A 24013-nucleotide genomic window follows, 5' to 3' on the forward strand; every position below is an offset into this window, starting at 1 on the left:
AAAGAGGAAAAAAGTGCTACAATAAGATGAATAAATTAAATGAGGTATTATCATGTCTAAGATTCTAGTATTTGGTCACCAAAATCCAGACTCAGATGCCATCGGGTCATCTGTAGCCTTTGCTTACCTTGCAAAAGAAGCTTATGGATTGGACACAGAAGCAGTTGCTCTCGGTACTCCAAACGAAGAAACAGCCTTCGTTTTGAACTATTTTGGTGTGAAAGCACCGCGTGTTATCACATCAGCTAAAGCAGAAGGTGCAGAACAAGTCATCTTGACTGACCACAATGAATTCCAACAATCAGTGTCAGATATCGCTGAAGTAGAAGTTTACGGAGTTGTGGACCACCACCGTGTGGCTAATTTTGAAACTGCAAGCCCGCTTTACATGCGCTTGGAACCAGTTGGATCAGCATCTTCTATCGTATACCGTATGTTCAAAGAACACGGTGTAGCTGTTCCTAAAGAAATCGCAGGTTTGATGCTTTCAGGTTTGATTTCAGATACTCTTCTTTTGAAATCACCAACAACTCACCCATCTGATAAAGTCATTGCTCCTGAATTGGCTGACTTGGCTGGTGTGAACTTGGAAGAGTACGGTCTTGCTATGTTGAAAGCTGGTACAAACTTGGCTAGCAAATCTGCTGAAGAATTGATTGACATCGATGCTAAGACCTTTGAACTCAATGGAAATAAGGTTCGTGTTGCCCAAGTCAATACAGTTGATATTGCTGAAGTCTTGGAACGCCAAGCAGAAATCGAAGCAGCAATGCAAGCGGCTAATGTAGCAAACGGCTACTCTGACTTTGTCTTGATGATTACAGACATCGTCAACTCAAACTCAGAAATTTTGGCTCTTGGATCAAACCTGGACAAGGTTGAAGTTGCCTTCAACTTCAGACTTGAAAACAACCACGCTTTCCTTCCAGGTGCCGTTTCACGTAAGAAACAAGTGGTGCCTCAGTTGACTGAAAGCTTTAATGGGTAAGTTCCTGAGTGATAATTGAAACGTGGAAACACTTGTTTCCATATAGCTAAAGGAGTCTCGGCTCCTTTTTTTCTAGGAGAGAAAGATGTTAGAAAATGGCGATTTGATTTTTGTGAAAGATCTTTCAGATATGGGGCAGGCCATCCAGGCTTCTACTGGGAACTATAGTCATGTAGCCATCTTTTTGGACGGTTTGATCTACCATGCTAGTGGAAAGGCGGGTATTATCTGTCAAGAACCAGCTGATTTTTTTGAACCGACTCATCTCTACGACCTTTATGTCTATCCAGAGCTGGAAGCTGACTTGGTGAAGGAGAAGGCTTGCAAGCATCTAGGAGCTCCTTATAATAGCTCGTTTTATCCAGATGGGAATGGCTTTTACTGCTCCCAGTATATCGCGGAAATTCTTCCTGTTTTTGAGACGATTCCGATGCAATTTGGGGATGGGAAGCAGGAGATTAGTGATTTTTGGAGGGACTATTACAGGAAACTCGAACTTCCTGTTCCTCTGAATCAACCAGGGACCAACCCCAGTCAGTTAGCAGCATCCCCTCTTTTAGAATGTAAAGAAAGGAATCTTCATGATTCAGATTTTTAATCCATCTCGTTTGACTCGACAGCCATTTTTTATAGATTTGGTTGACTATCTGGACCAGCATGACGATGTGATTCTCCGAGAAATCAAGGCTCAGTTTCCAGATGTGGCAGTTGATAAACTCATGGAAGAGTATATAAAGGCGGGCTTGATCCTAAGGGAAAACAAACGCTATTCACTCAACCTCCCTTTTCTAGAATCAATTGATGACCTAACATTTGACCAAGAAATTTTTGTCAGAGAGGATAGTCCAGTTTATCAAGCCTTGCTGGAGAAGACTTTTGAAACAGAATTGCGCAATCAAACCAATGCCACCATTTTAGTCGAACGTACGGACTTTGCAAGAGAAAAGATGACCCTATCCAACTATTTCTACAAGGTTAAGAATCAATATCCTTTGACACAAAAACAGCAGGAACTCTATGCCATTTTGGGAGATGTCAATCCTGAGTACGCCCTCAAGTATATGACGACTTTTTTACTGAAGTTTCTCAAAAAGGACCAGCTGATGCAGAAACGCCGTGATATCTTTGTGGACAGTTTAGTCGTTCTAGGCTATATTGTGCAAAATGAAGCTGGAAAGTATGAGTTGGCTGTTGATTTTGACAAGGAGAGATTGTCTTTCTATTTGTCTTAATTGTTTGCTTTTGAGCAGATTGTTTGACTTTACTAAAGAATAAGCATAAACTGAATGTAAGCGATAACGTTTATCGTATTAAAAGCAAAGGAGACAGAGCTATGTCACTTGAAAATAAATTGGATCAAGCAACTGGTGCTATCAAAGAAGGATTTGGTAAAGTTACTGGCGATAGCAAGACAGAAGCAGAAGGTACTGTAGAAAAAACAGTTGCGAAAGCAAAAGAAGTTGTTGAAGAAGCTAAAGGTGCTGTAGAAGGTGCCGTTGAAGGTCTTAAAAATTCATTTAAGAAAGAAGACTAAAAAAATCAAGGGAATGTTTCCCTTGATTTTTTTTTATAGATAACGTTCTGCGATAGCTGCGTCTCCAGGATAGTCTTCTTTCTTTCCTTGGACGATTTGGTAACAATCAGCTCCCTTGCCTGCAATAATTACAGCATCAAGTTCTTGATTTGTGATGGCCATAGCTGTCTTGATGGCTTGTTCACGATCGGCAATCTTTTCAACAGGATGACTGATATAGCTACTGATTTCTTCAGCAATGGCCATTGGATCTTCATAGTTGGGGTCATCCGCAGTTAGAAAGACTTGAATCTCAGGATGTTGATCGAGGAGAAGACCAAAGTCCTTACGACGGCTTTCGCCCTTGTTTCCAGTCGAACCGAGAACCAGGGCAATCTTTCCAGTTTGATGGGTTTCAACAACAGAAATCAGTTTTTTCAGACTATCGCCATTGTGGGCGTAGTCGATGAAGACCTTGGCACCATTTTTCTGTGTGAGGACTTCCATACGTCCTGGGACGCGGGTTGCAGCGATTCCTTTTTTGATATCCTCCAGACTGGCACCTAGACGAAGACAGGCAAGTCCTGCAGCAACTGCATTTTCTTGGTTAAAGTGGCCGATGAGTTGAATATCATAATCACCAGCGAGTTTACCAGTAGCTGAAAAGCTAAAGGCTTTGGAGTTCTCGATTTGGTTACTTGACTGGCTACCATAGAAATCATGTTCTTGGTGTTCCACTTGTTCTTTCAATACAGAAAAGTGGTCCATGTCGCTGTTAATGATAACTGCTCGGCTATTTTCCATCAAGAGACGTTTGTGGTAGAAGTAATCTTCAAAGCTAGGATGCTCAATCGGACCGATATGATCAGGGCTGATATTGAGGAACACTCCTACATCAAAAGTCAGACCATAGACGCGTTTGACCAGATAGGCTTGACTAGAGACTTCCATGATGAGATGGGTTCTACCATTCTTAACAGCCTGAGCCATCATATCAAAGAGATCAATGCTCTCAGGAGTTGTGAGGGCAGACTTAAAGAAGGTCTTACCATCTAAGGTTGTATTCATGGTAGACAGCATAGCTGGGCGATGGTGTTGAGCCAAGATGTTATAGGCAAAATAGGCCGCTGTTGTCTTGCCCTTGGTTCCAGTGAAGGCGAGAATTTTGAGTTTCTCTTGTGGATTACCATAAAACTCCATAGCAATCAAACTCATGGCTTTCTTAATATCGCTCACGACAATAACAGGAATACCGACTTCGTAGTCCTTTTCTGCGACATACCAAGCTAAGCCTTGAGTTATAGCGGATAGGAGGTATTCTTTTTTAAAAGCAGCGCCTTTTGCAAAAAAAAGAGTGCCTTCTTTTACTTTTCTGCTGTCATAACTGATGCTATCAAAAACAACTTCACTGTAGTTGTAGTGGTAATAACCTTGGTCAATAATCTCGCGAAAAAGGCCATCTTTCTTTAAAATATTTAATACGGTTTCAATCTTTATCATACTTTCTATTATAAACTTCAAGTCTGAATTTTACAAGTAACAAGGAAAAGTTTATAATGGAAGATAAGGAACTTTTCCTAGTTATCAAAATTGAATGAGGAAGCTATGTCTAACGAAAACAATCACCAGCAAGCCCAGATGTTGCGAGGGACTGCTTGGCTAACAGCTAGCAACTTTATTAGTCGCCTCCTTGGGGCTATCTACATTATTCCCTGGTATATCTGGATGGGGACCTATGCTGCCAAGGCAAATGGACTCTTTACCATGGGCTACAATATTTACGCCTGGTTCTTGCTGATTTCGACAGCGGGTATACCTGTTGCGGTCGCCAAACAAGTGGCTAAGTACAATACCATGCAAGAAGAAGAGCATAGCTTTGCCTTGATTCGGAGTTTCCTAAGCTTTATGACGGGCTTGGGCTTAGTCTTTGCCTTGGTCTTGTATATCTTTTCTCCCTGGTTAGCAGACTTGTCAGGTGTGGGGAAAGACCTGATTCCTATCATGCAGAGTTTGGCTTGGGCGGTCTTGATTTTCCCATCTATGAGTGTCATTCGGGGCTTCTTCCAAGGGATGAATAACCTGAAACCCTATGCTATGAGCCAAATCGCCGAGCAGGTGATCCGTGTTATCTGGATGTTGCTGGCTACTTTCATCATCATGAAAATCGGATCAGGGGATTACTTATCAGCGGTTACTCAGTCTACCTTTGCAGCTTTTGTGGGAATGGTGGCTAGTTTTGCAGTTTTGATTTATTTCCTTGCCAAAGAAGGTTTACTTCAAAAAGTCTTTGAAACACGGGATAAGATCAATAGTAAGCGACTCCTGGTTGATACAATCAAGGAAGCCATTCCCTTTATCCTGACAGGATCAGCCATCCAGCTCTTCCAGATTTTAGACCAGATGACCTTTATCAATAGTATGAAGTGGTTTACCAACTACAGCAATGAAGACTTGGTTGTCATGTTTTCTTATTTCTCAGCCAACCCTAATAAAATTACTATGATTTTGATTTCTGTCGGTGTCTCGATTGGAAGTGTTGGTTTGCCACTTTTGACGGAAAATTATGTAAAAGGTGATTTGAGAGCTGCTGCTCGTCTAGTTCAAGATAGTATGACCATGCTCTTTATGTTTCTTTTACCAGCAACGGTTGGAGTCGTCATGGTGGGGGAGCCTCTCTATACAGTTTTTTATGGCAAGCCAGATAGTCTGGCCATGGGCTTGTTTGTCTTTGCGGTTTTACAGTCTACTATTCTAGGCTTGTATATGGTCTTGTCTCCTATGCTTCAGGCTATGTTCCGCAATCGCAAGGCAGTTCTTTATTTTGTCTATGGATCTATTGCTAAGTTAGTCTTTCAATTGCCAACCATTGCTATTTTCCACAGCTACGGTCCCTTGATTTCTACGACTATCGGACTTATCATTCCAAATGTTTTGATGTACCGAGATATTTGCAGGGTAACAGGTGCACGTCGTAAGATTATCTTGAAACGAACTATCTTGATTACTATTTTGACCCTTGTCATGTTTATCTTGGTTGGTTTCCTACAGTGGATTTTAGGATTTTTCTTCCAACCAACGGGACGTTTCTGGAGTTTCCTCTATGTAGCCCTCATCGGGGGACTTGGAGGAGGTCTCTATGGTTTAATGAGTCTTGGCACTCACCTATTGGATAAGATTATTGGGAAACCTCAAGCAGACCGCCTACGAGCAAAATTTAAACGGTCTTAACAAAATAGATTTATAAATAAAAGGAATGCTGACTCTTTGTTAAGTGTCTGGGTTAGCTGACACTTAAATTTCTATAAAATAAAATCCCTAGAATCAATTGTTCTAGGGATTTATTGGGATGTGAGCATCATTAACTCTACAATCATAGCGATATACATGACTAAGGATAGGAGAAAACCGGCTCTCCAGAAGAATTTGATAAATTTAGGGTAATAAAAACTTCGTTTTTTGACAAGGAAAAAAACTACAAGGAGGATTGCTAAGAGTGAAAGTGCAACACCAAGTCGCGGTAAAAAGTTGTGGGTAAAGGCTTTAGCAGTGATCAGATAATACTCAAATACCAAAAGTGGAAAAGCTAAATCTGCAAAGTTCAATCCTAGTTTTTTCAGTTTAAAAAGTTTTGTTACAATGATGGAGACCACGAGGGTTAATACCAACAATAAAGTAGCTGCTATTTTCATTAAAATCATACCCATATTGTATCATAAAAAAACGCTAAAGGAAATGAGAAACAAGGGAATTTGTAGGAAAGTCAAGCTTTTGAGATTGTGGGTGTTTTTTGTTATAATGAAAGTTATGAAATCTTACAATACCTTGAATGATTATTATCGAAAACTTTTTGGAGAAAAGACTTTTAAAGTTCCTATCGATGCGGGGTTTGACTGTCCTAATCGTGATGGAACTGTGGCTCATGGGGGCTGTACTTTTTGTACGGTTTCTGGTTCTGGAGATGCCATTGTGGCACCAGATGCCCCTATCCGTGATCAATTTTATAAGGAAATTGACTTTATGCACCGCAAATGGCCAGATGTTAAAAAGTATCTAGTTTATTTCCAAAACTTTACCAACACCCATGAAAAAGTAGAGGTAATTCGGGAGCGATATGAGCAGGCTATCAACGAGCCAGGTGTAGTAGGAATCAATATCGGAACGCGTCCGGACTGTTTACCAGACGAGACCATCGAATATTTGGCTGAGTTGTCGGAACGCATGCATGTGACGGTAGAATTAGGCTTACAGACAACCTTTGAAGCAACCTCTGACCTGATTAACCGTGCTCATTCTTATGAATTGTACGTGGAAACAGTCAAACGCTTGAGGAAATATCCCAAGATTGAGATTGTTTCCCATTTGATCAATGGTTTGCCCGGTGAGACTCATGAAATGATGGTTGAAAATGTCCGTCGCTGTGTCACGGATAATGATATTCAAGGAATTAAACTGCACTTGCTTCACCTCATGACCAATACACGGATGCAGCGAGATTACCATGAGGGACGCTTGCAACTGATGAGTCAGGACGAGTATGTCAAGGTCATTTGTGACCAGTTGGAAATCATTCCCAAGCATATCGTCATCCATCGAATCACGGGAGATGCGCCTAGAGATATGCTGATTGGTCCTATGTGGAGTCTCAATAAATGGGAAGTTTTGAATAGCATAGAGAATGAGATGAGACGTCGTGGAAGTGTGCAAGGATGCAAGGCTGTAAAACAGGAGTTTAAAAATGAAAAGACCACTTGAGATGGCACATGATTTTTTGGCGGAAGTTGTGACAAAAGAGGATATCGTAGTGGATGCGACCATGGGCAATGGCCATGATACCCTTTTTTTAGCTAAGTTAGCCAAGCAAGTCTATGCCTTTGATATCCAGGAGCAGGCTTTGGAGAAAACCCAAGAGCGTTTGGATCAGGCTGGAATGACAAATGCCCAGTTAATCTTGCAAGGTCATGAGACACTGGACCAATTTGTGACAGAAGCTAAGGCAGGGATTTTTAATCTGGGTTATTTACCTTCTGCTGACAAATCCGTCATCACACAACCTCAGACTACCATTGAAGCACTTGAAAAGCTTTGTCAGTTGCTTGTCAAAGGGGGACGGATTGCGATCATGATCTACTATGGTCATGAGGGAGGAGATACTGAGAGGGATGCTGTATTGGATTTTGTTAGCCAGTTGAACCAACAAGAGTATACAGTTGCCATTTATCGGACACTCAACCAAGTTAACAATCCACCATTTTTAGTTATGATTGAAAAATTAGAAAGATATAGACATGGATAAACAATACCTTCGTGAGAAGCTAGAGGCTATGCGCCAAAATTTTGTTGAGTCAACGCATCACGAGCGAGCAGTCGGGGTGCTCGACGAAGCACATATGAGCAAGAAAATGCTTAAAATCAAGAAAAAATTAGTGGCTCTTGAAATGGAACGATGTCAGAAAAAAATTGAGCACAAAGACTGTTCCAAGATTGATCAGAAGATCCAAGAGCAGAAGGAGATGTTTGAATTTTGTTGTAAAAAAGACTAAGGAGGGTCTAGATGACACTACTAATTTACCTGATTCTATTTTTATTAGTCTTAATCGTTTCAACTACGACCAATAAACTTTTGCCTTTTTTACCCCTCCCCCTAGTACAAATCCTTTTGGGGATTGGGATTGGCTTATTTGTTCCCGATGCGGACTTTCATCTCAATACAGAGCTGTTTCTGGCCATGGTTATTGGTCCCTTACTTTTCCGGGAGGCAGAGGAAGCGGATATTACGTCCATTTTGAAGCACTGGCGGATTGTCGTCTTTCTGATTTTTCCTGTGATTTTTATCTCGACCTTAAGCTTAGGAGGTATGGCTCATTTCCTTTGGATGACTCTTCCTTTGGCTGCCTGTTTAGCAGTTGGAGCGGCACTTGGGCCAACAGATTTGGTTGCCTTTGCATCTCTTTCTGAACGTTTTCGTTTTCCCAAACGGGTTTCCAATATCCTAAAAGGAGAAGGCCTTTTAAATGATGCTTCTGGTTTGGTTGCCTTTCAGATGGCTCTTGTTGCTTGGACAACAGGAACTTTTTCTATTGGTCAGGCTGGAAAGTCCTTGGTTCTCTCTATTCTGGGTGGCTTTGTAGTTGGTTTTGTGACGGCTATGGTCAATCGTTTCTTGCATACCTTTTTACTGAGTGTGCGAGCGATAGATATAGCCAGTGAACTATTGCTAGAGCTAAGTTTACCACTCATGACCTTTTTTATCGCAGAAGAGTTTCATGTTTCAGGGATTATCGCAGTAGTGGTTGCAGGTATTTTGAAGGCCAGCCGCTTTAAGAAAATTACGCTCCTTGAGGCTCAGGTGGACACCGTGACGGAGACCGTCTGGCATACTGTGAGCTTCATGCTAAACGGCTCTGTCTTTGTTCTCTTGGGAATGGAGTTAGAGTTGATTGCGGAGCCAATTCTGTCTAATTCTCTCTACAATCCCCTTCTTTTACTGCTTTCAGTTGTCGTGCTGACCTTCTTGCTTTTTGCGATCCGCTTTGTCATGATTGCTGGTTTTTACTTTGTGAGGACGCGTCGACTTAAGAAAAAAATTCATAAGTACATGAAAGATATGCTTCTTTTAACCTTCTCTGGTGTTAAAGGGACAGTATCTATCGCGACCATTCTCCTCATACCAAGTCATTTAGAGCAAGAATATCCTTTGTTGCTCTTCCTTGTAGCAGGCGTTACACTATTGAGCTTTTTAACGGGTTTGCTGGTTCTCCCTCACTTATCTGAGGAACAAGAGGAAAGCAAGGATCACTTGATGCATATAGCGATTTTGAATGATGTAGCTACAGAATTAGAAAAAGAGCTAGACCATCACAAGAACAAACTTCCTCTGTATGCAGCTATTGACAATTACCATGGTCGGATTGAAAACCTCATCCTTAGTCAGGAAAATAAGAGAGCTCAAGAGGACTGGGAGGCCCTTAAACTGCTCATTTTGAGTATTGAGAGTGATGGTTTGGAGCAAGCCTACGAGGAAGGGAAAATCGGAGAGCGTGGTTATCAAGTTTACCAGCGCTATCTGAAAAATATGGAGCAGAGTATCAATCGTAAGGTAGCATCTCGTCTTACTTATTACTTCCTTGTATCACTCCGTATCTTACGTTTTCTCCTTCATGAGTTGCTGACTCTTGGTCAGACCTTCCGTAGTTGGAATGACAAGGAGCAACGCCGCCTTCGAGCTATTGATTATGATCAAATATCCGAACTCTATCTGGAGAATACGGAGCTGATTATCGAAAGTTTGGAAAACCTAAAAGGAATCTACAAGAGTAGTCTGATCAGCTTTATGCAAGAGTCTCGCTTGCGTGAAACAGCTATTATCGGTAGTGGTGCCTTTGTCGAACGTGTTATCAATCGTATTAAACCAAACAATATCGATGAAATGCTAAGAGGCTACTACCTAGAACGTAAGTTAATTTTTGAATACGAAGAGAAGAAGTTGATTACAACCAAGTATGCCAAGAAATTACGGCAAAATGTCAACAATCTTGAGAATTATTCTCTAAAAGAAGCCGCAAATACTCTGCCCTATGATATGATGGAATTAGTCAGAAGAAATTAGTTTAGAAAATCAACTTGTATTAGGAGGATCGCAACATGAAAAAGTGGTGGAAAGAGCTGATGGAACGGCCCTTGTTGAAAGCTTTTTTACATTTCTATCAAACTTCCGATAGTGAACTGACCAGTGTTGCGGTTGCCTACTATTGGTTGATTTCAATTTTCCCCTTGCTGATGATAGTGGTCAATATTTTGCCCTATTTTCAAATTCCGATTTCAAATTTTTTGCTCACCATCAAGGAATTTGTACCGGATACGGTCTATGATGTGGTCGCAAAGATTGCCCGAGAAGTCCTGACTCAACCATCGACTGGTTTGCTGAGTTTTGCAGTCTTGTCTGCCCTTTGGACCTTCTCGAAATCGATGGATTTCCTCCAAAAAGCTTTTAATAAGGCCTATGGAGTGGCTAAGAGCCGAGGAATTATCTCCCATCAACTGATGAGTTTACTCGTCAGCTTTGGCTTGCAAATTCTTTTTGCTCTAGCCTTATTTTTGAGTATGTTTGGGCGTATGTTGCTCAACCTGCTCAAAACTTACTGGCAATCAGACAGTCCTTTCTTTGATTATCTACAGGACTTTACAGGCCCTTTGATTTATGCCTTACTCTTTGCCATCTTGGTCATGCTCTACTATTTCCTTCCAAATGTCAGAGTCCCTCGTATTCGCTACGTTTTTCCTGGCAGTATCTTTGTTTTGCTGACACTTGTCTTTCTTTTGAATATCTTTTCTGTCTATTTCAATAACTATGTCAACCATCTAGTTGATGTCCGATTTTTCAGCTCCATTATCGTGGTAGTGATGATGTTCTGGTTTATTCTCATCGCAAAGATTTTGATTATCGGAGCAGTTATCAATGCCAGTGTGCAGAGTTTGAAGGATCCAAAGTTTCGTGATAACACATTCTTTTCAAAAAATGAAGAATAAAAAAAGACACTTTGTTTTCAAAGTGTCTTTTTGTTGCATTTGCAATAAAAATGTGCTATTCTATCATCATAGATGCGAGAGGTGGAAACATGTCGTTATTACGCGAAATCGGAGTTATAGCCCGTGCCCTAGATTCTATTGCGAATATTGAGTTTCGTGATATTGAACTAGCTCGTGGGCAATATCTTTATTTAGTACGAATCAAGGAGAATCCAGGAATCATTCAAGAAGCCTTGTCGGATTTACTGAAGGTTGACCGTTCGACAGTTGCTCGTTCAGTAAAAAAACTGGAAGAAAAGGGGTTAATAAAACAAGGAATAACCAGTACAAATCGGAAAAATAAAGAGTGGTTTGTCACTGAAAAAGGAGAGGCACTTTATCCTTTTATCCTTGCTGAACATCACTATTCAGAGAATTCTGCCCTAAAAGGATTTTCTAGGGAAGAGGCCAGGGAACTGGAGAGCCTACTAATTCGGGTTAGAAAAAATATTACAAGTGATTGGGATATGGTCAAAAAAGGCCAGAAAAGAAATTATTTATAATAAGAGGTGAAAGATGAAAGTTATCGTTGAAAATGAATTTTGGAGCTTGTTTCCAGAAGCACAGATTAGCGTTTTAGTAGTAAAGGGATTAGATAATACAGTTGATGAAAGCAAGGATCCCTATTTCAAAACCTTGCTAGATAAGGGAGCTAAACGAGCTGAGGATTTCATTTCGGATGAGAATTTTACTCAGAATGATGTCATTCAAGAATGGCGTCAGGCTTTCAGCAAGTTCAAAACGAAAAAAGGAGCACGCTCCTCTATAGAAGCTCTGCTTAAAAGGGTCAGTCAGGGAAGAGAGTTCAATCCCATCAATCCCTTGGTAGACATCTATAATAGTGTCTCTCTATCTTATGCGGTTCCCTGTGGTGGCGAAGATGTGAACAAGATTGTAGGCAATCTTCATCTTGGTCAGGCTAAGGGAGGAGAACCTTTCTTTCCACTAGGAGCTGAAAACGATGCTCCTGCACTTCCAGAAGAGCTGATCTATTACGATGATGAAGGAGCGGTTTGTCGCTGTCTCAACTGGAGAGAGGCACAGAGAACCATGTTGACAGAAGAGACAAAGGATGCTGTCTTAGTAATTGAAGCGATCAATGCTGAACAGGCAAGACGTGCTCGGGCTGCCATGGAAGAATTACAGGACTTGGTAAAGGACTACTTTGGTGTTCAAGGCAAACTGGTTCATCTAACTTCTGAGTCCCCAGAAATTACACTTTAAACAGAAATAGCCCTGTCATCTCTTAGGAATAAAATTTCCTAAAGAAATGACGGAGCTATTTTTAATAGATAAACATGGCATCACCGAAACTGAAGAAACGGTAGTGTTCTTGAATGGCATGGTGATAGGCATCTAAGACTAAGTCACGGCCTGCAAAGGCGGAAACCAGCATAACGAGAGTTGACTTGGGTAGGTGGAAGTTGGTTGAGAAGGCATCGACAACCTTCCACTCGTAACCAGGTTTGATAAAGATATTGGTCCAGCCAGAATCTGCTTGGATTTGCCCATCAAACTTGGAACCGATGGTTTCCAGTGTGCGGATCGAAGTAGTTCCAACAGCGATAACGCGTCCACCATTTTCCTTGACTGAGCGAAGGGTGGCAGCTGCTTCATCAGAAAGTTGGTAGAACTCTGAGTGCATTTCGTGTTCGTCCAGATTGTCAACAGAAACGGGTCTAAAGGTTCCTAAACCAACGTGGAGCGTTAAATAAACCAAATGGACACCCTTGGCTTGGATTTCTGCTAGCAGTTCTTTAGTAAAGTGTAGTCCAGCAGTCGGTGCAGCAGCAGACCCACTTTCTTTAGCGTAGACCGTTTGATAGCGTTCACGGTCATCCAATTTTTCATGGATATAAGGTGGTAGTGGCATTTCTCCCAGACTTTCCAAGACTTCTAGGAAAATTCCTTGGTATTCGAAGCAGACAATGCGGCCTCCGTGGGTCAATTCTTCCGTAATGACAGCGCTGAGGCGACCATCGCCAAAGTTGACACGAGTGCCAACCTTGAGGCGTTTGGCAGGTTTAGCCAGAACTTCCCACTCATCACCACTAGTATTTTTGAGTAGGAGAAGTTCCACATGGCCTCCAGTCTCTTCCTTTTGACCATAGAGGCGGGCAGGGAGAACGCGAGTGTCGTTCATGACAAGGGCATCACCAGGTTCCAGCATATCAATAATGGAGTGGAAGTGCTTATCCTGAAATTCTCCCCTCTCTCGGTTGACGATGAGGAGTTTGGAGGCATCTCGTTTTTCAAGTGGTGTTTGGGCAATCAATTCCTCAGGCAAGTGGAAATCAAAATCAGCTGTATTCATTTTTTTCATCATTCTTTCTAACTTCTAATCTTATCCATTATAACACGTTTCAAGTTTGGACGCTCTTTTTTTGGAAATTAAATCGTTTTCACTTGACAAAAATTGGTCTATACCATATAATAAATATAGAAACATGGAGGATATAAAATGAAAGTTATAAAAGTTGAGAATCAAGTCGAAGGTGGAAAAGTAGCTTTTGAGATTTTGAAGGAAAAATTGGCCAATGGTGCTCAGACTCTAGGACTTGCGACAGGAAGTAGCCCGCTTGAATTTTACAAGGAAATCGTTGAGAGCGACCTTGATTTTTCAAATCTAACCAGTGTAAACCTCGATGAGTATGTAGGGCTTGATGGGGACAATCCACAGTCTTACCGTTACTTCATGCAAGAAAACTTGTTCAACCAAAAACCATTTAAAGAAAGCTTCTTACCTCGTGGGATTAAGGACAATGCTGAAGCTGAGGTTGAACGCTACAACCAAATTTTGGCTGACCATCCAGTTGATTTGCAAATCTTGGGAATCGGTCGCAATGGACATATCGGCTTTAATGAGCCTGGTACTCCATTTGACAGTCAAACGCACTTAGTTGAGCTTGACCAGTCCACAATCGAAGCCAATGCTCGCTTCTTTGACAAGATTGAAGACGTTCCAACTCAAGCCATTTCAATGGGAATTAAAAACATCTTGGATGCCAAGTCAATTATCCTCTTTGCTTACGGTGAGTCGAAAGCAGAAGCCATTGCTGGAACAGTATCAGGCCCAGTAACTGAGAACCTCCCAGCAAGTAGTCTACAAAACCACCCTGATGTGACTATTATTGCGGATGCAGCAGCGCTTAGCTTGCTTGAAAAATAAAAAGTACAAGAACCACTTGCTCTTTGGAGTGAGTGGTTTTAGACATATAAAACTTCAACTTAACTTTAGGAGGATAACATGAATAAAGAAGATTTTCTAAAAATAAAAGAAGCATATAAGAGCGCTAGGCTAGAAGAGAAAAATAGAATAAAAGACTTTCTTTTAAGCAAGAGAGATAGTGATGGAAACTTAATTTTTTTAAAGGAGAAAGATGGTACTAATACATTTGTAAGGGCAGGTCGAGGATATGGAAAAAAAGATTACTCATCAGGTGGGACTTTATCAAGACCATATGATTTATCAAATCATATGTGGATTGATTTGTCATATAAAGGAAATGACATCTTAATTTCTTTACAGTCTTTTGATATTGATCCAAATAATGAAAAGAATCTTCATGTTTTATATGATAGGATAGGTATCATATTTGGAAAAAATGAGGAATCAGATAATAAAGATGGAAAACCAGATAATGAACTGAAAGTCAGTGATGCTTTTCTTAAAATGGAAACAACAAACTGGGAATTACCTTTATCTGAAGTAGAGATGGAGGAGATGGTGGACTATATTATTAGTCATTATGAAAAATAAAAAACTTAGTTTTCCCTTGACAATTATTCACTTTGTGTGTAAAATGGAATAGATCTTGAACTTGAAGGGAGTGAAAAAAATGTCTAAAACAGTAGTACGTAAGAATGAATCTCTTGACGATGCACTTCGTCGTTTCAAACGTGCGGTTACTAAAGCTGGTACTCTTCAAGAAACACGCAAACGTGAATTCTATGAAAAACCTTCTGTAAAACGTAAACGTAAATCAGAAGCAGCTCGTAAACGTAAAAAATTCTAATTTGAAATGAAAGGCTAGACTTGTCTAGTCTTTTTTCTTTCCAAATAAATACTGTAAATCCTGCAAAAAAAGGAAACTTCCAACCACAATTTGATATAATAGTAGGGAGAACTCGATTGAAGGAGGAAATTATGTCGGTTTTAGTAAGAGAAGTCATTGAAAAGCTCAGACTAGATATTGTCTATGGTGAAGGCGAGTTACTTGAAAAGGAAATCAACACTGCAGACATTATGAGACCAGGTCTTGAAATGACGGGCTATTTTGATTACTATACTCCAGAACGGATTCAACTGTTAGGGATGAAGGAGTGGTCCTATTTGGTCGCTATGCCTGCCCATAACCGTTATCAAGTTTTGAAGAAAATGTTTCTACCTGAAACACCTGCTGTCATCGTTGCTCGTGGTTTGGTAGTGCCAGAAGAAATGTTGAAAGCTGCTAGGGAATGTAAGATTGCGATTTTAACCAGTCGAACATCAACCAGTCGTTTATCTGGAGAGTTATCTAGCTACCTTGATTCCCGTTTGGCTGAACGTACGAGTGTGCATGGTGTCTTGATGGATATCTATGGCATGGGTGTCTTGATCCAAGGGGATAGTGGTATCGGTAAGAGTGAGACAGGTCTTGAGCTTGTGAAACGCGGACACCGTTTGGTAGCAGATGACCGTGTGGATATCTTTGCTAAGGATGAAATGACTCTTTGGGGAGAGCCCGCTGAAATATTGAAGCATTTACTTGAGATTCGTGGAGTGGGTATTATTGACGTGATGAGTCTCTACGGAGCAAGTGCTGTAAAAGATTCTTCACAAGTTCAGTTGGCTGTTTACTTGGAAAATTATGATACCCATAAGACCTTTGACCGTCTAGGAAACAATGCCGAAGAACTAGAAGTTTCTGGTGTAACGATTCCGCGTATCCGTATCCCAGTAAAAACAGGACGCAATATCTCTGTTGTTATTGAGGCGGCAGCTATGAACTATCGCGCTAAGGAAATGGGCTTTGATGCGACGCGTTTATTTGAAGAACGCTTGACTAATCTCATCTCCAAAAATGAGGTGAAAGATGATTAATCCAGTTGCATTTGAAATCGGTCCTTTTTCCATTCGTTGGTATGCTTTGTGTATTGTGGCTGGATTGGTCTTGGCTGTCTATCTTGCCATGAAAGAAGCTCCCAAAAAGAAAATTCTATCAGATGATATTTTGGATTTTATCCTGATTGCTTTTCCGGTAGCTATTTTAGGTGCTAGACTATACTACGTACTCTTTCGCTTAGATTATTATCTTCAAAATCCAGGTGAAATCATCGCCATCTGGAATGGAGGTTTGGCCATTTATGGAGGTTTGATAGCGGGAGCTATTGTCCTTTATATCTTTGCGGATAGAAAGCTGATTAATACTTGGGATTTCTTAGATATTGCAGCACCGAGCGTCATGGTTGCCCAAAGTTTAGGCCGCTGGGGGAATTTCTTTAACCAAGAAGCCTACGGTGCAGCGGTAGATAATCTGGATTATTTGCCAGGCTTTATCCGTGACCAGATGTACATCGAGGGGAGCTACCGTCAACCGACCTTCTTATATGAGTCGGTTTGGAATCTGATTGGTTTTGCTTTGATTTTGATTTTTAGACGAAAATTAAAAGGAATCAGACGCGGTCAGATCACGGCGTTCTACTTGATTTGGTATGGCTTTGGTCGTATGATTATCGAAGGCATGCGGACCGATAGTCTCATGTTCTTTGGTTTGCGAGTTTCCCAATGGTTATCAGTCGTTCTTATCGGACTCGGTATTTTTATCATACTTTATCAAAATCGAAAGAAAGCCCCTTTCTATCATACAGAGGAGGAAAAATAAATGTTAGAAGTTGCATATATTCTTGTTGCGATTGCTTTGATTGTCTGTTTAGTCTATCTGACAATCACGATTCAAAAAGCAGGTCGTATGATTGATGAGACGGAGAAAACCATCAAAACGTTGAGCTCAGATGTGAACGTTACCTTGCATCAGACCAATGAATTGTTGGTTAAGGTTAATGTGTTGGCAGATGATATCAATATCAAAGTTGCGACGATTGATCCACTTTTTACAGCTGTAGCGGACTTATCTGAGTCAGTATCTGATCTCAACCAACATGCACGTGTTTTAGGTAAAAAGGCTTCATCTGCTGGTTCAAAGACCATTAAAACAGGTGCAGGATTGTCAGCTCTTCGTTTCGCAAGTAAAATTTTCAAAAAATAGAAAAGGAGAAATCTTATGGGTAAACTATCCTCAATCCTTTTAGGAACAGTTTCAGGTGCAGCTCTTGCCTTGTTCTTAACCAGTGACAAGGGTAAGCAAGTTTGTAGTCAAGCTCAGGATTTTCTAGATGATTTGAGAGAAGATCCAGAATATGCTAGAGAGCAGGTTTGTGAGAAACTAACTGAAGTGAAGGAACAGGCAAGGGACTTTGTGCTGAAAACAAAGGAACAAGTAGAATCTGGTGAAATCACTTTTGATAGTGTCCTTGACCAAGCCAAAACATGTGCTCGACAAGCGACAGAAGTGTCAAAGGAAACCTTTAACAATCTCAAGGAGCAGTGGCAAGAACAGTCAGCAACTCCAGACGTCGCTGAAGACCAAGAAGAAATCATCATCGATATTACTGAAGTATAATGTATCACCATCTCTGATTTTTGGAGATGGTGATTTTTATCTGCAACCAGTCTTTGTGGTATAATAAATACTATGCAGAAAAAACCAACGTCCGCCTATGTGCATATCCCCTTTTGCACACAGATTTGTTATTATTGTGACTTTTCAAAAGTTTTTATTAAAAATCAGCCAGTAGATAGTTATCTGGAGCATTTGCTAGAAGAGTTTCGTTCTTATGATATCCAAAAGTTGCGAACCCTCTACATTGGAGGTGGGACACCAACGGCTTTGTCAGCTCCGCAATTAGAGGTGCTCTTGGATGGTTTGACTAAAAATCTGGACTTGTCTGTCTTGGAAGAGTTGACCATTGAGGCCAATCCAGGAGACTTGGACGCGGATAAGATTGCGGTTTTGAAACATTCGCCAGTCAATCGTGTCTCTCTAGGTGTGCAGACCTTTGATGACAAAATGCTGAAAAAGATTGGGCGTAGTCACTTGGAGAAGGATATTTATGAAAATATCGACCGCCTCAAACTGGCTGGTTTTGACAATATCTCCATCGACTTGATTTATGCTCTACCTGGTCAAACTATGGATCAGGTCAAGGACAATGTAGCTAAGGCTATCTCGCTTGATATTCCTCATATGAGCCTTTATAGCTTGATTTTGGAGAATCATACGGTCTTTATGAACCGCATGAGACGTGGGAAGTTGCCTCTGCCCAAGGAAGAGTTAGAAGCAGAGATGTTTGAGTATATCATCGCAGAACTGGAGCGAGCTGGCTTTGAGCATTATGAGATTTCAAATTTCTCCAAGCCGGGCTTTGAAAGTCGCCACAATCTCATGTACTGGGACAATGCTGAGTATTATGGTATTGGTGCGGGTGCTTCAGGTTATGTGGACGGAGTGCGTTATAAAAACCACGGTCCTATCCGCCACTATCTCAATGCGGTAGAGGCAGGAAATGCTCGGGTTACAGAAGAACTCCTGAGTCAAAGGGAGCAGATGGAAGAAGAAATGTTTCTAGGACTCCGCAAGAAATCTGGGGTTTCCATGGCACGATTTGAGGAAAAATTCGGACGGTCCTTTGATGGACTTTATGGCGAAATCATCAGAGACTTGGTTCAACAAGGTCTCATGCAGATCGACGGTGATCGTGTCCGAATGACAAAGAGAGGTCTCTTTTTGGGAGACACTGTAGCAGAACGATTTATTTTGGAGTAGAACAATGGGCTTAACTTATCAAATGAAAATGAAAATTCCTTTTGATATGGCGGACATGAACGGTCATATCAAACTTCCAGATGTGATTTTGCTGTCCCTGCAAGTATCAGGTATGCAATCGATTGAGCTAGGAGTCAGTGACAAGGACGTGTTGGAGCGCTACAATCTGGTCTGGATTATTACAGACTATGCGATTGACGTGGTTCGCTTGCCTCGCTTTGCTGAGGAGATTACGATTGAAACAGAAGCATTGACTTACAATCGTCTTTTTTGCTACCGCCGTTTCACCATCTATGATGAAGCAGGCCAAGAAATCATTCGCATGTTAGCAACCTTTGTTCTCATGGACAGAGACAGTCGTAAAGTCCATGCTGTCGAACCGGAGATTGTTGCGCCTTACCAGTCTGAGTTTGATAAAAAACTCATCCGTGGGCCAAAGTATGCAAATCTAGAAAACCCGATCAGTAAAGACTACCATGTTCGTTTTTACGACTTGGATATGAATGGTCATGTCAATAATAGTAAATATCTGGATTGGATTTTTGAGGTCATGGGAGCAGACTTTTTGACCAAGTATATTCCAAAGAAAATCAATCTCAAATATGTCAAAGAAGTGCGACCAGGTGGTATGATTGCTTCAGCATATGAACTCAATGGACTAGAAAGCAAGCATGAGATTATCAGTGATGGCGAGATCAATGCCCAAGCTATGATTACATGGCAAGAAATTAAAGGCAATTAGAAAGGGCGATATGGCTTATAAAGGTTATTTAATTGATTTAGACGGAACCATTTACAAGGGGAAGGACCGAATTCCCGCGGGTGAGGCTTTTGTGCATGAATTGCAAAAACGAGAGATTCCCTATCTCTTTGTAACCAACAATACAACTCGTACTCCTGAGAGTGTTCAAGAGATGTTGGCTCAGAATTTTAACATTAATACCCCTCTGTCAACTGTCTATACAGCGACTTTGGCAACCATCGACTATATGAACGACTTGGGACTGGAAAAGACAGTCTATGTCATCGGTGAAGCAGGGCTCAAAGATGCCATTAAAGCGGCTGGTTATGTCGAAGACAAGGACAATCCAGCCTATGTGGTAGTTGGACTGGACTGGCAAGTCGACTATGAAAAATTTGCGACAGCTACACTAGCTATTCAAAAAGGTGCTCATTTTATCGGAACCAATCCAGACCTCAATATTCCAACAGAGCGTGGTCTCTTGCCAGGTGCTGGTTCACTGATAACCCTTCTTGAAGTGGCAACTCGGGTAAAACCGGTTTATATTGGGAAACCAAATACTATCATTATGGACAAGGCTGTTGAGCACTTGGGCTTGAAACGAGAAGAATTGCTCATGGTGGGGGATAACTACCTGACAGATATCCGAGCAGGGATTGACAATGGCATTCCAACGCTCTTGGTGACGACAGGTTTTACCAAGGCAGAAGAAGTGGCGGACTTGCCAATCGCCCCAACTCATGTGCTTTCTAGCCTTGCGGAGTGGGATTTTGATGAAAATTAAACTAACTTTTTGGGGAAGTATGCTTTTTTTCCTCTCCCTTTCTATTCTCTTAACCATTTATCTGGCATGGATTTTCTATCCTTTGGAGATTGAGTGGCTGAACTTAGCGAATCGAGTCTATCTAAAGCCAGAAACCATTCTGTATAACTTTCATATCTTGATGAATTACCTGACCAATCCCTTTAGTCAGGTTTTAGAGATGCCAGATTTTCGTTCGTCAGTGGCTGGTTTACACCACTTTGCGGTGGTGAAGAATCTCTTCCACTTAGTTCAGCTAGTTGCCCTAGTGACGCTACCAAGTTTCTATTTCTTTGTTAAAAATATTGTAAAAAAAGGCTTTCTACCCCTCTATCGTAAAAGTATCCTGGCTTTAGTGCTATTGCCTCTAGTCATTGGGCTTGTGGGAGTGTTGATTGGTTTTGAGCAATTCTTTACTCTCTTTCATCAGATTCTCTTTGTGGGAGATGATACCTGGCTATTTGATCCCGCAAAGGATCCCGTTATTTTGATTTTACCAGAGACCTTCTTCCTCCATGCTTTCCTTCTCTTCTTTGGACTCTATGAAAGCTTCTTTGGCTTCCTTTATTTGAAAAGTCGTAGAATACTTTAATGTGTTGCATTGATAAAATAGAGATGAAGTTAAAAATTCTTACGAGGAGTGAATTAACTTCATTGGAATTGAGTAATTCGTTCGCATACAGTCTATTTTTCTAGAAAAAAATAGGCTTTTTTCTAGAAATTGCTAGTCAAGCGCTTTATTTTTTTGTATAATAAGAATAGCAAAGTATAGATAAAGAAGAGAAAAGCATGATTACACTATTTTTATCACCGAGCTGTACATCATGTCGTAAGGCAAAGGCCTGGTTAGAGACGCATAAAGTTCCTTTTGAGGAGCACAATATTATGACCAGTCCTTTAACAAGAAAAGAATTGCAACACATTCTTTCCTTGACCGAAAATGGTACTGATGACATCATTTCAACTCGTTCAAAAATTTTCCAAAAATTAGATATTGATGTAGAGAGTATTTCGGTATCGGAGTTGCTTCAGTTGATTGAGCAATATCCTAGTCTTTTGCGTCGCCCAATTATTATTGATACCAAACGCATGCAGATCGGTTTTAATGAAGATGAGATTCGTGCTTTTCTCCCTCGTAGTTACCGTAAACAAGAACTAAAAGAAGCAACATTGAGAGCTGGTATTGGATAGATGAACAAACAGTATAGTTACCCACTAGATTTGTCGTGGAGCACTGAAGAACTTGCTTCAGTGCTTTCTTTTTTTAATGATGTTGAAGCTGCCTATGAAGATAAGGTTGAAGCTAAAAAACTGCTAGAGTCTTACAAGGAATTCAAATTGGTTGTGCCAAGCAAGAGTGAAGAGAAACGTTTGGGACGAGAATTTGAAACAGTTAGTGGCTATTCGCTTTACCGAGCAGTTCAGGCTGCCAAGGAAAAAGGGGAAGGGAAGATTTCTCTTGGAAACTAAATTTGAATTTGCCAAACAGATTGTGCAGGAAGCTGCTGACTATATTTTGGCCCACATGCAAGAAGATTTGCAGGTCGAGCGAAAGTCTTCCCCTACAGACTTGGTGACGCGTTTGGATAAGGAAGTTCAGGATCTCTTAGTTCAGAGAATTTTAGCATCTTATCCAGAAGACTTGATTTGTGCAGAAGAGGGCTGTTTGCGTGCTGCGGTCGGTCAAGGTTCCGTTTGGGTGATTGATCCCATTGACGGTACCAATAACTTTGTCGCTCAGCAGGAAGATTTTGCTGTTATGTTGGCTTATTTTGAGAATGGTGTGGGCAAATTTGGTATCATCTATGATGTCATGAAAGGCGATTGTTACCATGGTGGCGGTGCCTTTCCTCCATGTCGTAATAATGATCCCTTACCGACTTTTAAAAAGAAACCTCTTCAAGAATTTTTAGTTGCTGGTAACTCAGCTATGTTTGAAACCAATGAGTGGGGCTTGGCTGATTTGGGCCGAGCAGCGTTGGGAGTCCGTGTCTATGGTAGTGCGGCCATTAGTTTTGCCAAGGTTTTATCAGGTCGTCTGCTGACTTATATCACCTATTTGCAACCTTGGGATTACGCTGCTGCAAGTATCCTAGGAGACAGTCTGGGTTATCGTCTTCTTACGGTATCAGGTGAAGCTGCCGATTTTAAAACGCGTCAGCCTGTCATGATGGTGCCAATCGAAATGCAAGAAGAGATTCAGTCCTATATTTATGAAAGGAAAGAAAACTAAATGCAATTTCCAGAAGGATTTGTTGAAAAATATGAAGCGATACTAGAAGATGAGGCAAGAGATTTTCTTGCCTCTTTTAAACAGGAAGCGGTTTCGGCTTTTCGGGTTAATCCCTTAAAAGAAAGTCAGCTGTCGTTTGCGGATGCTATTCCAAATACACCTTGGGGACATTATGGTAAGGTCTCTGGAAAGTCTCCAGAGCATGTGACAGGTTTCGTTTATTCGCAAGAGCCTGCAGCCCAAATGGTGGCCCAGGTAGCTCAGCCCCTTCCTGGTATGAAGGTCTTGGACTTGGCGGCAGCGCCAGGTGGGAAATCCACTCAATTGGCAGCCTATCTGGCTAATCAGGGAGTCCTTGTTTCCAACGAAATTTCAAACAAGCGGGCTAAGATTTTAGTGGAAAATATGGAGCGGTTTGGAGCTACAAACGTTGTCGTGACCAATGAGTCTGCGGACCGTTTGGCCAAAGTCTTTAAAGGCTATTTTGATGTGATAGTCCTTGATGCACCTTGCTCGGGTGAAGGGATGTTCCGTAAACAGCCAGATGCCATGGATTATTGGAGTACAGATTATCCTAGTCAATGTGCTAGTCTCCAAAGGGAAATTCTAGAAGATGCAGTCACCATGCTTGCAGAAGGTGGCCGTCTGGTCTACTCGACCTGTACTTGGTCACCTGAGGAAAATGAAGAAATCGTCCACTGGTTGCTTGATACTTATGATTTTGAATTGCTTCCAGTCGAGCATGTGAACGGTATGGTAGCAGGAATTGATCTTCCTGAAACGGCTCGAATGTACCCTCATCATTTCAAGGGAGAAGGCCAGTTTGTAGCCCACCTGCAGTTTAAGGGAGAAAATCCAGCACCCAAATTCAAGGCCAGCAAGACCAATCTCAGTCGCGAACAGCAGAACTTATGGCAAGAATTTGCCCAAAAACATCTAAAAATATCGCTAACTGGCGTACTACAAACTTTTGGAGACCAACTTTATCTCTTGTCAGAGATGCTACCCAATCTAGGGAAACTCAAAATTGCCCGAAATGGACTTCATCTGGGTACTTTTAAGAAGAAACGCTTCGAACCAAGCTTTGCTCTGGGATTGGCCTTAAAACCAAGTCAGGTGAAACAAAGGGTAGAAATCGAGGATGAGGACTTTGTAAAATATGTGGCTGGGGAAACAGTTCAGCTAGCTGAAAGTCTACCAAATGGATGGTATCAAGTTGTGGTTCAAGGAAACGGATTAGGCTTTGCCAAGGTAACGGGAAATGTTTTGAAAAATTATTATCCAAAAGGGCTCAGATTCAAGTGA

30 protein-coding genes are annotated in these 24013 nt (G+C 41.2%); 27 read left to right on the forward strand and 3 right to left on the reverse strand.

Annotated elements, in window-relative coordinates; all coding sequences use genetic code 11:
• The first annotated feature begins 52 nt into the window (after positions 1-52).
• The 4 genes from M1F97_RS01700 to M1F97_RS01715 all read left to right on the forward strand — a co-directional run bounded on the left by M1F97_RS01700 (position 53) and on the right by M1F97_RS01715 (position 2522).
• Positions 53-988 carry a manganese-dependent inorganic pyrophosphatase gene (locus M1F97_RS01700; RefSeq protein WP_247943986.1) on the forward strand — a complete coding sequence of 312 codons (936 nt, stop codon included), beginning with the start codon at positions 53-55 and terminating at the stop codon, positions 986-988.
• Between the two features lie 85 nt (positions 989-1073).
• Positions 1074-1586: a YiiX/YebB-like N1pC/P60 family cysteine hydrolase gene (locus M1F97_RS01705; RefSeq protein WP_247943987.1), complete on the forward strand. Its 513-nt coding sequence runs from the start codon at positions 1074-1076 to the stop codon at positions 1584-1586.
• Positions 1570-2220, forward strand: coding sequence for a DUF1803 domain-containing protein (locus M1F97_RS01710; RefSeq protein WP_247943988.1), 651 nt, complete (start codon positions 1570-1572; stop codon positions 2218-2220). The genes M1F97_RS01705 and M1F97_RS01710 overlap by 17 nt, the downstream gene beginning before the upstream one ends.
• A gap of 101 nt (positions 2221-2321) precedes the next feature.
• Positions 2322-2522: a CsbD family protein gene (locus M1F97_RS01715; RefSeq protein WP_033584493.1), complete on the forward strand. Its 201-nt coding sequence runs from the start codon at positions 2322-2324 to the stop codon at positions 2520-2522.
• 33 nt (positions 2523-2555) lie between these two features.
• On the opposite strand, the gene M1F97_RS01720 is transcribed toward M1F97_RS01715, so the two are convergent.
• The gene (locus M1F97_RS01720; RefSeq protein ID WP_247943989.1) at positions 2556-4001 is read right to left on the reverse strand and encodes a UDP-N-acetylmuramoyl-L-alanyl-D-glutamate--L-lysine ligase; all 1446 of its coding nucleotides are present in this window, start codon (positions 3999-4001) and stop codon (positions 2556-2558) included.
• A 105-nt stretch (positions 4002-4106) separates the two neighbouring features.
• Here M1F97_RS01720 and M1F97_RS01725 point away from each other — a divergent pair, with 105 nt between their 5' ends.
• Positions 4107-5729 carry a putative polysaccharide biosynthesis protein gene (locus tag M1F97_RS01725; protein WP_247943990.1) on the forward strand — a complete coding sequence of 541 codons (1623 nt, stop codon included), beginning with the start codon at positions 4107-4109 and terminating at the stop codon, positions 5727-5729.
• Positions 5730-5839: 110 nt separating this feature from the next.
• On the opposite strand, the gene M1F97_RS01730 is transcribed toward M1F97_RS01725, so the two are convergent.
• Positions 5840-6205, reverse strand: coding sequence for a DUF3397 family protein (locus tag M1F97_RS01730; protein ID WP_247943991.1), 366 nt, complete (start codon positions 6203-6205; stop codon positions 5840-5842).
• 91 nt (positions 6206-6296) lie between these two features.
• On the opposite strand from M1F97_RS01730, the gene M1F97_RS01735 reads away from it, so the two are divergent.
• From M1F97_RS01735 to M1F97_RS01765, 7 genes are all read left to right on the forward strand, one after another.
• Positions 6297-7253: a TIGR01212 family radical SAM protein gene (locus tag M1F97_RS01735; RefSeq protein ID WP_223326572.1), complete on the forward strand. Its 957-nt coding sequence runs from the start codon at positions 6297-6299 to the stop codon at positions 7251-7253.
• Positions 7237-7794: a tRNA (mnm(5)s(2)U34)-methyltransferase gene (locus M1F97_RS01740; protein WP_247943992.1), complete on the forward strand. Its 558-nt coding sequence runs from the start codon at positions 7237-7239 to the stop codon at positions 7792-7794. Before M1F97_RS01735 ends, M1F97_RS01740 begins: the two co-directional genes overlap by 17 nt.
• Positions 7787-8041, forward strand: a complete 255-nt coding sequence (locus M1F97_RS01745) for a hypothetical protein (protein WP_000361095.1) — start codon at positions 7787-7789, stop codon at positions 8039-8041. Before M1F97_RS01740 ends, M1F97_RS01745 begins: the two co-directional genes overlap by 8 nt.
• Before the next feature lie 11 nt (positions 8042-8052).
• Entirely contained in the window at positions 8053-10107 is a 2055-nt protein-coding gene (locus tag M1F97_RS01750) for a cation:proton antiporter (protein ID WP_247943993.1), read from the forward strand.
• 35 nt (positions 10108-10142) lie between these two features.
• Entirely contained in the window at positions 10143-11027 is an 885-nt protein-coding gene (locus M1F97_RS01755) for a YihY/virulence factor BrkB family protein (protein WP_247943994.1), read from the forward strand.
• Between the two features lie 89 nt (positions 11028-11116).
• The gene (locus M1F97_RS01760; RefSeq protein WP_061417117.1) at positions 11117-11569 is read left to right on the forward strand and encodes a MarR family winged helix-turn-helix transcriptional regulator; all 453 of its coding nucleotides are present in this window, start codon (positions 11117-11119) and stop codon (positions 11567-11569) included.
• 13 nt (positions 11570-11582) lie between these two features.
• Complete coding sequence (locus tag M1F97_RS01765) at positions 11583-12290, forward strand: B3/B4 domain-containing protein (protein ID WP_247943995.1); 708 nt, start codon at positions 11583-11585, stop codon at positions 12288-12290.
• Positions 12291-12351: 61 nt separating this feature from the next.
• Here the strand turns inward: M1F97_RS01765 and queA are convergent, their stop codons facing one another.
• The gene (gene queA, locus M1F97_RS01770) at positions 12352-13380 is read right to left on the reverse strand and encodes a tRNA preQ1(34) S-adenosylmethionine ribosyltransferase-isomerase QueA (protein WP_247944313.1); all 1029 of its coding nucleotides are present in this window, start codon (positions 13378-13380) and stop codon (positions 12352-12354) included.
• 147 nt (positions 13381-13527) lie between these two features.
• Here queA and M1F97_RS01775 point away from each other — a divergent pair, with 147 nt between their 5' ends.
• The 15 genes from M1F97_RS01775 to M1F97_RS01845 all read left to right on the forward strand — a co-directional run bounded on the left by M1F97_RS01775 (position 13528) and on the right by M1F97_RS01845 (position 24013).
• Positions 13528-14235 (forward strand): glucosamine-6-phosphate deaminase, encoded by a 708-nt coding sequence (locus M1F97_RS01775; protein WP_247943996.1) that lies wholly within the window; start codon positions 13528-13530, stop codon positions 14233-14235.
• Positions 14236-14313: 78 nt separating this feature from the next.
• Positions 14314-14826 (forward strand): hypothetical protein, encoded by a 513-nt coding sequence (locus M1F97_RS01780; RefSeq protein ID WP_169446294.1) that lies wholly within the window; start codon positions 14314-14316, stop codon positions 14824-14826.
• A gap of 79 nt (positions 14827-14905) precedes the next feature.
• Positions 14906-15082: a 30S ribosomal protein S21 gene (gene rpsU / locus M1F97_RS01785; RefSeq protein WP_000048054.1), complete on the forward strand. Its 177-nt coding sequence runs from the start codon at positions 14906-14908 to the stop codon at positions 15080-15082.
• Positions 15083-15213: 131 nt separating this feature from the next.
• Positions 15214-16149: an HPr(Ser) kinase/phosphatase gene (gene hprK, locus M1F97_RS01790; RefSeq protein ID WP_038805477.1), complete on the forward strand. Its 936-nt coding sequence runs from the start codon at positions 15214-15216 to the stop codon at positions 16147-16149.
• Complete coding sequence (lgt, locus tag M1F97_RS01795; protein ID WP_038805992.1) at positions 16142-16930, forward strand: prolipoprotein diacylglyceryl transferase; 789 nt, start codon at positions 16142-16144, stop codon at positions 16928-16930. Before hprK ends, lgt begins: the two co-directional genes overlap by 8 nt.
• The gene (locus tag M1F97_RS01800; protein ID WP_084945913.1) at positions 16931-17314 is read left to right on the forward strand and encodes a DUF948 domain-containing protein; all 384 of its coding nucleotides are present in this window, start codon (positions 16931-16933) and stop codon (positions 17312-17314) included.
• 15 nt (positions 17315-17329) lie between these two features.
• Positions 17330-17728, forward strand: coding sequence for a YtxH domain-containing protein (locus M1F97_RS01805; protein ID WP_247943997.1), 399 nt, complete (start codon positions 17330-17332; stop codon positions 17726-17728).
• A gap of 72 nt (positions 17729-17800) precedes the next feature.
• A complete protein-coding gene (gene hemW, locus M1F97_RS01810) occupies positions 17801-18931 on the forward strand; it encodes a radical SAM family heme chaperone HemW (protein ID WP_247943998.1) in 1131 nt (376 codons plus the stop codon).
• Positions 18932-18935: 4 nt separating this feature from the next.
• A complete protein-coding gene (locus tag M1F97_RS01815) occupies positions 18936-19673 on the forward strand; it encodes an acyl-[acyl-carrier-protein] thioesterase (RefSeq protein ID WP_247943999.1) in 738 nt (245 codons plus the stop codon).
• A 10-nt stretch (positions 19674-19683) separates the two neighbouring features.
• Positions 19684-20457 (forward strand): TIGR01457 family HAD-type hydrolase, encoded by a 774-nt coding sequence (locus M1F97_RS01820; protein WP_247944000.1) that lies wholly within the window; start codon positions 19684-19686, stop codon positions 20455-20457.
• Positions 20447-21067 (forward strand): TIGR01906 family membrane protein, encoded by a 621-nt coding sequence (locus tag M1F97_RS01825; protein WP_247944001.1) that lies wholly within the window; start codon positions 20447-20449, stop codon positions 21065-21067. The genes M1F97_RS01820 and M1F97_RS01825 overlap by 11 nt, the downstream gene beginning before the upstream one ends.
• 197 nt (positions 21068-21264) lie before the next feature.
• Positions 21265-21666 carry a Spx/MgsR family RNA polymerase-binding regulatory protein gene (locus M1F97_RS01830; RefSeq protein WP_004246303.1) on the forward strand — a complete coding sequence of 134 codons (402 nt, stop codon included), beginning with the start codon at positions 21265-21267 and terminating at the stop codon, positions 21664-21666.
• A complete protein-coding gene (locus tag M1F97_RS01835) occupies positions 21667-21945 on the forward strand; it encodes a UPF0223 family protein (protein ID WP_093585762.1) in 279 nt (92 codons plus the stop codon).
• On the forward strand, positions 21935-22708 hold the full coding sequence (locus tag M1F97_RS01840; RefSeq protein WP_169446287.1) for an inositol monophosphatase family protein: 774 nt from the start codon (positions 21935-21937) through the stop codon (positions 22706-22708). Before M1F97_RS01835 ends, M1F97_RS01840 begins: the two co-directional genes overlap by 11 nt.
• Positions 22709-24013, forward strand: a complete 1305-nt coding sequence (locus M1F97_RS01845; RefSeq protein ID WP_247944002.1) for an RsmF rRNA methyltransferase first C-terminal domain-containing protein — start codon at positions 22709-22711, stop codon at positions 24011-24013.

The organism is Streptococcus oralis (assembly GCF_023110435.1).
GTDB classification, from domain to species: Bacteria; Bacillota; Bacilli; order Lactobacillales; family Streptococcaceae; genus Streptococcus; species Streptococcus oralis_CF.